This window comes from Cupriavidus sp. 96C5-1 (assembly GCF_057798855.1).
In genome coordinates this window covers 145,272-154,040 of record NZ_JBYOJU010000017.1, presented here as the reverse complement: position 1 = coordinate 154,040, position 8,769 = coordinate 145,272, and the positions used below count along the sequence as shown (strand labels likewise).

Here is an 8,769-nt window from a genome sequence, read left to right as displayed (position 1 = left end):
TCCGGCGTGCGCGAGGGCGATACCATCAGCCCGTACTATGACCCCATGATCGCCAAGCTGATCGTGTGGGGCCGCGACCGCGAGGAAGCGCTGGCGCGCATGGCGCAGGCGCTGGCCGAATATCACGTGGTGGGCCTGTCGACCAATATCGCCTTCCTGCAGCGGCTGGTCACGTCGCAGGCCTTTGCCACGGCCGATCTCGACACCGGCCTGATCGAGCGCAACCAGGCCGTGTTGTTCCCGCCGCCGCCGCCGGTGGGCATCGAGGTGATCGCGCTGGCGGTGGCGGCGTTGCTCGATGCGGAAACCCGCGCCCGGCGCGTGGATCCGGCCGATGCGCACTCGCCCTGGAGCCATGCCGGCGCGTGGCGGCTGAATGGCGGAACGCAGCGCGCGCTGGGCTTTTCCGTGGCCGGCCCCGCGGGCGGCCACACCGTGGAGGTGACGCTGGCCACCGACGCGCGCGGCAGCACGCTGTTCTTTGCCGACCAGGCCGCGCCCTTCAGGCCGCAGTGCGCCGCCGGCGATATCCGTGTCGATCTCGGCACGCGACGCGCGCATGGGCAGGTCCATGCGGAAGGTGATACCTTCCATGTATTCAGCGGCAAGCGCCATGTCGCGCTGACCTGGCTCGACCCGCTCGCGCACGCCGGCGAAGGCGAAGGCGAGGGCGGCAAGCTGACCGCGCCCATGCCCGGCAAGGTGATCGCGGTGATGGTGGAGGCCGGCAGCAAGGTCACGCGCGGCACGCCGCTGCTGGTGATGGAGGCGATGAAAATGGAGCACACCATCAGTGCCCCGGCCGACGGCGTGGTCAGCGAAGTGCTGTACGGCGTCGGCGAGCAGGTGGGCGAAGGCGCGCAGCTGCTGGCCTTCGCGGCGGGCAACGACTGAGCCGCCCCGCTTGCGGGTGGCGCCTGCGACAAGAAAACCGCAGGCGGCGCCAATCCTCTGCGAAAATGGAAGGGCAAGAAAAAATACAGTGGAGATGAGATGAAGTTGCAGTTGTATGTGCCGGACGGCCGTTACCAGCCCTGGATCGACGGTTTTGCCGAAGCCCTTCCCGAAGCGCAATGCCTGACCTGGGAAGACAGCAGGAACGAACAGGTGGACTACGCCGTGGTCTGGCGCCCGCCGCTGGAGATGTTGCGCGGGCGCACCGACCTGAAAGCGGTGTTCAACCTGGGTGCCGGCGTGGACGGCATCCTGCGCCTGCGCGACACCGATCCCGACGCGCTGCCCGCCGGCGTGCCCATCGTGCGCCTGGACGATGCCGGCATGGCCGCGCAGATGATCGAATACGTGACGCACGCGGTACTGCGCTACTTCCGCCGCCTGGACGAATACGCGCTGGCCCAGCAGGCCGGCACCTGGCGCTTCCTCAAGCCGCACCGCCGCGCCGATTTCACCGTGGGCGTGATGGGCGTAGGCACGCTCGGCGCGCAGATCGCGCAGGCGCTGGCCGGCTTCGGCTTTCCGGTGCGCGGCTGGAGCCGCACGGCGCGCGACATCGCGGGGGTGCAGGGCTTTGCCGGCGAGGCCGGCCAGGCGGGTTTCCTGGATGGCCTGCGGGTGCTGGTGAACGTCCTGCCGCTCACGCCGGAAACCGAGAACGTGCTGGATGCCCGCCTGCTGGGCAAGCTGGCCAAGGGCGCCTACCTGGTCAACGTGGCGCGCGGTCCGCACCTGGTCGAGGAAGACCTGCTGGCGGCCGTGCAGTCGGGCCAGATCGCCGGCGCCACGCTGGACGTGTTCCGCACCGAGCCGCTGCCGGCGGCGCATCCCTTCTGGACCGAGCCGCGCATCACCGTCACGCCGCATATCGCGGCGCTGACCTTGCGCGAAGACAGCATTGCCCAGATCGCCGGCAAGATCCGCGCACTGGGCGCAGGCCAGCCGATTGCCGGCGTGGTCGACCTGCAGCGCGGCTATTGAGCCAGCCGGGCGCGGCGGCGGCGTGGGCCGCGCAGGCGCCCTGGCAGGACGGCCGCCAGCCAGAAACACCGCGCATGCGCCCCGGGGCGTGTGCGCCGCAACCGAATGAGAGGAGACACCGTGACACTGCCCCACTATGTGAAGATCGTAGAAGTCGGCCCGCGCGATGGCCTGCAGAATGAAAAGGCCTTGGTGCCGACCGAGGTCAAGGTCGAGCTGATCAACCGCCTGAGCGATGCCGGCTTCGTCAATATCGAAGCGGCTTCCTTCGTCTCGCCCAAATGGGTGCCGCAAATGGCCGACGGCGCCGAGGTGATGGCGCGCATCCAGCGCCGTCCGGGCACCTTGTATTCGGTGCTCACGCCCAATATGAAGGGCTTCGAAGGCGCGGTGGCCGCCTCCGCCGACGAGGTGGTGATCTTCGGCGCCGCCAGCGAGGCATTCTCGCAGAAGAACATCAACTGCTCGATCGCGGAATCCATCGCGCGCTTCGAACCCGTGGCCGCCGCTGCCAAGGACAAGGGCCTGCGCCTGCGCGCCAGCGTGTCCTGCGCGCTGGGCTGCCCCTACCAGGGCGAGGTGCCGGTGCACGCCGTGGTCGACGTGGTGCGCCGCATGCGCGACCTTGGCTGCGACGAGATCGATATCGCCGACACCATCGGCGTGGGCACCCCGGGACGCGTGCAGGAAGTGATGCACGCGGTGGCCGCCGAGTTTCCCATCGACCGCCTCTCCGGCCATTTCCACGACACCTACGGCCAGGCGCTGTCCAATATCCTGGCCAGCCTGCAGGTCGGCGTCTCGATCTTCCACGCCTCGGTGGCCGGCCTCGGCGGTTGCCCGTACGCCAAGGGCGCCACCGGCAACGTTGCCACCGAGGACGTGCTCTACATGCTGCACGGCATGGGTATCCACACCGGCATCGACCTGGAGCAGGTGGTACGCGCCGGCGATTTCATCTCGCAGTCCATCGGCCGCGCCAACAGCTCGCGCGTCGGCCGCGCGCTGCTGACCAAGTGGGGCGCCGCCGACGCCGCCGCGACGGCTTGTGTCTGAGGACCGTATCGATATGAACGAGATGAACCATCCCGCTCCCGGCCATGCCGCCGAGACCTCCGCCGGCGCGCTGCCCGAAGCCGCACAGCGCGTCGCCGGCCTGCTGGCCGGCCTTGGCCACGACAAGCCGGTGGTGATGCTGCCGGCGACCGGCAAGACCTCGGCAGAAGCGGCTGCCGGCCTCGGCTGCTCGGTGGCCGAGATCGCCAAGTCCATCATCTTCCGGCGCGTCGCTGACGACGCGCCGGTGCTGGTGATCGCCAGCGGCAGCAACCGCGTCGACGAAGCCAAGGTGGCCGCCGTGGTGGGCCCGCTCGGCAAGGCCGACGCCAGATTCGTGCGCGAGAAGACCGGCTACGCCATCGGCGGCGTCTGCCCGATCGGCCACGCGGTCGCGCCCGTGATGCTGCTCGACAGCGACCTGTTCCACCACCACAGCCTGTGGGCTGCCGCCGGCCATCCGCATGCGGTGTTCAACCTCACGCCGCAAGAGCTGCAGCGCATGACCGGGGCCGAGGTGGCCGACGTGGCGCAGCGCCAATCCGCGTGACGCCGCACGGCAAGAGCGAGAGGGGGCAGGTGTCCGGAATCACAGATTCGTCGCATGAGTCAGCCGATAAGACGCGCGCTCCGTCGTCGCCAATGCTCGCAAGGCTCCAGCCTTGCTGCGCTTCGCTCCCAGGCTCCCACGCCTTCTTGGCTGACTTATTTTTGCAACGGGTTTCAGACTCGGGAGACATAGGACGATGTCGCAACAGACCCGGCTGCTGGCGGCGCTGACGCGCGGCGCGCAGGCCGCCCAGCATGCCGAGCCGGTGCCGTCGCCCTGCCGCAACGTGTGCCGCATGGATGCGGCGAGCGGCTACTGCGAAGGCTGCCTGCGCACCATCGAGGAGATCGCGGGCTGGTCCGGCAGCGACGATGCGGCAAAACGCGGCATCTGGTCGTTGCTGCCGCAGCGCGCGGCACGGCTGGCGGCGAACGCCGCCACGCGCTCCCACGGCAACCATCCCGAATGACCATCCCGAACGAGCCGGCCATGACGACTGCCATCGATTGGTATTTCGACCCGATTTCGCCGTTCGCCTACCTCGCGTTCGAGCGGCTGCCGAAGGCCCTGCCGGCCGATGCGGCGGTGCGCTACGTGCCGGTGCTGTTCGCCGGGCTGCTGCGTCATTGGGGCAATGTCGGCCCGGCGGAGATCGCGCCCAAGCGCCGCTTCACCTTCGAGCATGTTGCCTGGATCGCGCACCGCGGCGGCATCAGGCTCGCCATGCCGGCCATCCACCCTTTCAATCCACTGCCCTTGCTGCGCCTGGCGGTGGCGCTGGAACTGGAGGGCCGGCTCTCGCATGCCACGCTGGCACCCATCTTCCGCTTCGTCTGGCAGCAGGGGCGGGTGCCGCAGCAGCAGGCGGAATTCGATGCCTTGTGCAGCGCGCTGGGCGTACCCGGCACCGCGCTGGCGCAGGACGCGGTCAAGGCACGCCTGCGCGAGCACGGGGACGAGGCGCTGGCGCGCGGCGTGTTCGGCGTGCCCACCGCCGTGCTGCCGGGCGATCCTGGCGGCCAGTTGTTCTGGGGGCTGGATGCGCTCGACATGCTGGCGGCGCGCCTGGGCCAGGATCCCTTCTTTTCGTCCGACGCGTTTCGTGCGGCCGCCGCCTTGCCGGTGGGCGCGGGCCGCGCCGACGCCCCCGCGCCGGCTGCCGCAGCCGGGCGCCGCAATACATAGCCGATAGCCGATACCGACGAGCCGATGCCATCCACCTTCACGCCGCCAGCCCTGCCGTCCAGCATGCGCGTTTTCGAACGCGGCTGGCTATCCGCCAACAATATCCTGTTCGTCGATGGCGACGATACCGCGCTGGTCGACACCGGCTATGTCACGCATGCGCCGCAGACGCTGGCGCTGGTCGAGTCCGGTCTCGGCGGGCGGGCGCTGCGGCGCCTCGTGAACACGCACCTGCACTCCGATCACTGTGGCGGCAACGCCGTCCTGCAGCAGCGCTGGCAGCCGCGCACGCTGATTCCGGCCGCGGAGGCCGAGGCGGTGCGCGCGTGGGACGTGGATGCCCTCAGCTACCGCGCCACCGGCCAGCAGTGCGACCGCTTCGGCTTCGACGGCGTGCTGCAGGACGGCGACGCATTGCGTCTCGGCGGCATCGACTGGCAGGTGGTGGCCGCGCCCGGCCATGACCCGCATGCGGTGATGCTGTACGCACCGCAGGAACGCATCCTGATCTCCGGCGATGCGCTATGGGAAAACGGCTTCGGCGTGATTTTCCCGGAACTCGATGGCGAGAGCGGCTTCGTCGAGCAGGCCGCCGTGCTGGAGCGCATCGCCATGCTCGATGCGCGCGTGGTGATTCCCGGCCATGGGCGGCCCTTCGCCAATGTCGCCGCCGCGCTCGAACGCGCCGGCGGCCGGCTGGCCTATCTGCGCGCCGATGCCGGGCGCAATGCCACGCATGCGGTCAAGGTGCTGGTGAAGTTCAAGTTGCTGGAACAGCAGCGCATGCCGCGCGAGGCGCTGCTGGCGTGGATGACGCAGGCGCCGCTGATGCAGCGCATTCGCGCGCGCTTCATGTCCGGGCAGGATATGGCGGAGATCCTGGATCGCATGCTGGCGTCGCTCGCCGCCGGCGGCGCGCTGGCGCTGGAGCAAGGCGACGTGGTCAACCGGGACTGAGCGCGGCGTGCCCGCGGGCGATCAGGGCGGCGGGATCGCCTCCTTTCTCGTCTCTTCCCTTCCTTTCCCTTCCTTTCCCTTTTGATCCCGCGTCCAAGACGTCGTAGCATGTAGGCACCGCCCAGACCATTTGCGAGGAAACCGTCGATGCCAGCCTTCCCCGTCGCATTGCTCCAGCCCCTGATCGCCCATCTCTCGCCCTCTGCGATCCATGCGAGCGGTGCGGACCTGGAGATCGAGCTGGCGCCCTTCGTGCTTGGGGGCGCACCCGTGCGCACTGCGATCCGGCTCGATGGCCTGAGCCTGCCGACGCACAGCCTGGAGCAACTGGCGGGCCAACACATGGTGTTTCCGCTCAACCCGGAGCCCGGCTATATCGACGGCTCGCTTTATGTCGAAGGCCGCCACCATGCCGTCGACGTCAGCGAACTGCGTTTCGGCGAACTCGATTCGCAGGGCCTTGCCGTGACGCTGGAGGGCCATATCCATTTCGACGACGGCGCCCGTTTCGATGACACCGCGCTGAGCCTCGCCGCACGCATCGCGCGGCCGTTCTCCGAGCTGGAGCTCGATGTGCTGATCGACCGCGCCGCCGCCGATGCCGGCGCCGCATCGGCACAGCAGTCCGGCAAGGTGATGGCAGTGCTGAGCCGCAACCCGCGCCTGCGTCATGCCGACATGGCGCTGCTGCATGCGCGGGTGCAGGCGCGGCTGCTGATTGCCGCCGCGAGCAAAGCCTGATGACGCGGTGGCGGCCGTCAGCCGATGCCTGCGCCGGCGGGCACGTGCCGCCGGATACGCGCGCGCGCCGCTTCCTACGATGAGCAAGCCGCAAGGACGCATCATGCAAGCCCTCCACGGCCAAGGTTTCCTCCTTCGTCCCTTCCGCTATACCGACGTGCCGCAGTTCGTCGCCGCCGTGCACGAATCGCTCGACACCGTGGGCAAGTGGCTGCCGTGGTGCCACGCGGGCTATAGCGTGCGCGATGCGGAGAACTGGGTCGACATGTGCACGGAGAGCATCGGCGTTGGCGACGCCTATGACATCGGCGTGTTCGCGCCGGACGGCAGGGAGCTGTACGGCGGTGTTTCCATCAACCAGATCAACCGCGACTACAACTTCGGCAACCTGGGCTACTGGATCCGCCAGAGCCGGCAGCGGCAGGGGCTGGGCGCGCGCGCGGCGGAGCTGATGGCCTGCTATGGCTTTCACCGGCTTGGGCTGACGCGGCTGGAGGTCGTCGCCGCGGAACATAACATGGTCAGCCGCGCCGTCGCGCGGAAGATCGGCGCGCGCTTCGAATGCATCGCGCGCAACCGGCTGGTGCTGCACGGCGTGCCATGCGCGGCGGCGATGTATTCGCTGGTGCCGCCCTGGTATGGCGATGCCGGTCCCGAACAGCTGGAGGACAAGGAGGCGCGAGATGAAGGGTAGTTGCCTGTGCCAGGCCATCGAATACGAGATCGACCAGCTCGACGGGCCGATCGCGAACTGTTCCTGCCGGACATGCCGCAAGGCCCATGGGGCCGCCTTCGCCGCTACCGCGCGGGTGATGCGCGAGCATTTCCGCTGGCGCAAAGGCGAGGAATTCGTGCGGGCCTTCGCGTCTTCGCCCGATAAGGACCGTTTGTTCTGCGGCCGGTGCGGGACCCATCTGGTGGCGCACCGGCCGGCGCAGCCCCATGTGATCCTGCGGGTGGCGACGCTGGACGACGATCCCGGCCAGCGGCCGGAGATGCATATCTGGAAGTCGCACGAGGTGCCATGGGCGGACTATGCGCAGGAGGGGATCGTGGCGTGCGGGGAATGGCCCGTGGCACGGTAGCCACGGAGCGCCGACGACATGACCGTGGCAATGAAACGCGCATCCTTCGCCATTCGCCTTCTGTTTGCCGTATGCCTGGCCGGCGCGACCTTCAACCACGTGCATGCCGCGCTCGCGCACGGTCTGCTGTGGGACTATGGGTACGGGGATGGCACGCCACTGGCGAGCCGCACCTATTGGGGCGCGCTGACGGCCCTGGATCCGCTCGCGGCCATACTGCTGTTTGCCGGGCCGCGGGCGGGGATCGGGCTGACGGCGGCCATCATCCTGAGCGATGTGTTGCACAACACGTACTACGTGGCGGCAAACGCGCAGTGGACTGCCTCGTTCTATCTCGCGCAGCTTGCGTTCCTCGCGCTTGTCATCGGTCTCTCTCCGGTTGCATGGCGGGGGCTTCCGCCCGCGCCGCGCGGCGCATGATCCGGCCGTTCAAGCGGGTACCCGCACACCCCCCGCGCTGTTCAGCGCAAACTCATAGCGCTCCGAGCGGATGGAGAACAAGGTGTGTTCGCACACCGCGCCGTTCGCGAGGTAGGACGTGCGTTCCAGTTCCAGCAGCGGATGCGTGCGCGAGGTTCCCAGCACGGCCGCCAGCTGCTGTCCCGCCGAGCGCGCGCGGATGACCAGGTCGGCCCGGTCGACCGGCATGCCGAGCAACTGCCCGATCAGGGTGTAGGACGGATTGCGCTCGGCCTCGTCCCAGCCAAGCGCGGCATCGCAGGCGATATGCGTGCAGGCCAGCGCGATCGGTTCGCCTTCGAGCCGGTGCAGCCGCTGCAGCGCGATGCAGTGCTTCAGGCCAGCCGGAAACCTGCCGCGCAGCGAGGGCGGCACGGCGGTCCGTTCCAGCGAGACCAGGCGCATCTCGGGTGCTTGTCCCTGCAGCACCAGCGAATCGTAGAAGCCGCGCAGCGTGTCCAGGCCCTGGCGCAGCCGCTTGTCGGCCACGAAGGTGCCTTTGCCTTGCTTGCGCTCGACCAGCCCGTCCTCCGCCAGCCGCCCGATAGCCAGGCGCACCGTGACGCGGCTGACGCCGAAGCGCTCGCCCAGTGCGGCCTCGGAAGGCAGCCTGCCGGTGGGTTCGAAGCGCCGTGCCTGGATCTCATCGCGCAACAAATCGGCGATCTGCTCATACAGCGAAGTGGCGTTCTCTCGCGCGATACTCATGTAAAACCTTGGTGGATCAATGGTTTATAAAAAACAGAATAACAATATGCCAATGCCTTCGTTGGACATCTTGTATTAAAACGTATTATTGGC

General features: G+C 68.5%; 12 protein-coding genes. 11 read left to right on the top strand and 1 reads right to left on the bottom strand.

All coding sequences use genetic code 11. From position 1 onward, the window contains the following. From AC3FOF_RS19885 to AC3FOF_RS19835, 11 genes are all read left to right on the top strand, one after another. Positions 1-894 (top strand): acyl-CoA carboxylase biotin carboxyl carrier protein subunit (locus tag AC3FOF_RS19885; RefSeq protein ID WP_488727557.1); only part of this gene is annotated, 894 nt, incomplete at its 5' end. 99 nt (positions 895-993) lie between these two features. Next, positions 994-1,935, top strand: a complete 942-nt coding sequence (locus tag AC3FOF_RS19880) for a 2-hydroxyacid dehydrogenase (protein WP_276267283.1) — start codon at positions 994-996, stop codon at positions 1,933-1,935. Positions 1,936-2,055: 120 nt separating this feature from the next. After that, positions 2,056-2,991 carry a hydroxymethylglutaryl-CoA lyase gene (locus tag AC3FOF_RS19875; protein WP_017227803.1) on the top strand — a complete coding sequence of 312 codons (936 nt, stop codon included), beginning with the start codon at positions 2,056-2,058 and terminating at the stop codon, positions 2,989-2,991. A 13-nt stretch (positions 2,992-3,004) separates the two neighbouring features. After that, positions 3,005-3,541 (top strand): YbaK/EbsC family protein, encoded by a 537-nt coding sequence (locus AC3FOF_RS19870; RefSeq protein ID WP_488727556.1) that lies wholly within the window; start codon positions 3,005-3,007, stop codon positions 3,539-3,541. Between the two features lie 196 nt (positions 3,542-3,737). Further along, the gene (locus AC3FOF_RS19865; RefSeq protein ID WP_017227805.1) at positions 3,738-4,010 is read left to right on the top strand and encodes a DUF1289 domain-containing protein; all 273 of its coding nucleotides are present in this window, start codon (positions 3,738-3,740) and stop codon (positions 4,008-4,010) included. Between the two features lie 20 nt (positions 4,011-4,030). Then, complete coding sequence (locus AC3FOF_RS19860) at positions 4,031-4,726, top strand: 2-hydroxychromene-2-carboxylate isomerase (protein WP_276265261.1); 696 nt, start codon at positions 4,031-4,033, stop codon at positions 4,724-4,726. Positions 4,727-4,750: 24 nt separating this feature from the next. Beyond that, positions 4,751-5,683 carry an MBL fold metallo-hydrolase gene (locus AC3FOF_RS19855; RefSeq protein ID WP_276265262.1) on the top strand — a complete coding sequence of 311 codons (933 nt, stop codon included), beginning with the start codon at positions 4,751-4,753 and terminating at the stop codon, positions 5,681-5,683. A 147-nt stretch (positions 5,684-5,830) separates the two neighbouring features. Continuing rightward, complete coding sequence (locus tag AC3FOF_RS19850; protein WP_276265263.1) at positions 5,831-6,424, top strand: hypothetical protein; 594 nt, start codon at positions 5,831-5,833, stop codon at positions 6,422-6,424. Positions 6,425-6,527: 103 nt separating this feature from the next. Continuing rightward, a complete protein-coding gene (locus tag AC3FOF_RS19845) occupies positions 6,528-7,118 on the top strand; it encodes a GNAT family N-acetyltransferase (RefSeq protein ID WP_035816412.1) in 591 nt (196 codons plus the stop codon). Then, positions 7,108-7,509, top strand: a complete 402-nt coding sequence (locus tag AC3FOF_RS19840; protein ID WP_017229990.1) for a GFA family protein — start codon at positions 7,108-7,110, stop codon at positions 7,507-7,509. The genes AC3FOF_RS19845 and AC3FOF_RS19840 overlap by 11 nt, the downstream gene beginning before the upstream one ends. A gap of 18 nt (positions 7,510-7,527) precedes the next feature. Then, positions 7,528-7,929 carry a hypothetical protein gene (locus AC3FOF_RS19835; protein WP_488727555.1) on the top strand — a complete coding sequence of 134 codons (402 nt, stop codon included), beginning with the start codon at positions 7,528-7,530 and terminating at the stop codon, positions 7,927-7,929. A 9-nt stretch (positions 7,930-7,938) separates the two neighbouring features. On the opposite strand, the gene AC3FOF_RS19830 is transcribed toward AC3FOF_RS19835, so the two are convergent. Then, positions 7,939-8,676 carry a GntR family transcriptional regulator gene (locus AC3FOF_RS19830; protein WP_276265265.1) on the bottom strand — a complete coding sequence of 246 codons (738 nt, stop codon included), beginning with the start codon at positions 8,674-8,676 and terminating at the stop codon, positions 7,939-7,941. Positions 8,677-8,769 lie beyond the last annotated feature (93 nt).

Coding starts and splice junctions, on each gene's coding strand:
- AC3FOF_RS19880 (WP_276267283.1), top strand. CDS start 994: ATGAAGTTGCAGTTGTATGTGCCGGACGGCCGTTACCAGCCCTGGATC.
- AC3FOF_RS19870 (WP_488727556.1), top strand. CDS start 3,005: ATGAACGAGATGAACCATCCCGCTCCCGGCCATGCCGCCGAGACCTCC.
- AC3FOF_RS19865 (WP_017227805.1), top strand. CDS start 3,738: ATGTCGCAACAGACCCGGCTGCTGGCGGCGCTGACGCGCGGCGCGCAG.
- AC3FOF_RS19860 (WP_276265261.1), top strand. CDS start 4,031: ATGACGACTGCCATCGATTGGTATTTCGACCCGATTTCGCCGTTCGCC.
- AC3FOF_RS19855 (WP_276265262.1), top strand. CDS start 4,751: ATGCCATCCACCTTCACGCCGCCAGCCCTGCCGTCCAGCATGCGCGTT.
- AC3FOF_RS19850 (WP_276265263.1), top strand. CDS start 5,831: ATGCCAGCCTTCCCCGTCGCATTGCTCCAGCCCCTGATCGCCCATCTC.
- AC3FOF_RS19845 (WP_035816412.1), top strand. CDS start 6,528: ATGCAAGCCCTCCACGGCCAAGGTTTCCTCCTTCGTCCCTTCCGCTAT.
- AC3FOF_RS19840 (WP_017229990.1), top strand. CDS start 7,108: ATGAAGGGTAGTTGCCTGTGCCAGGCCATCGAATACGAGATCGACCAG.
- AC3FOF_RS19835 (WP_488727555.1), top strand. CDS start 7,528: ATGACCGTGGCAATGAAACGCGCATCCTTCGCCATTCGCCTTCTGTTT.
- AC3FOF_RS19830 (WP_276265265.1), bottom strand. CDS start 8,676: ATGAGTATCGCGCGAGAGAACGCCACTTCGCTGTATGAGCAGATCGCC.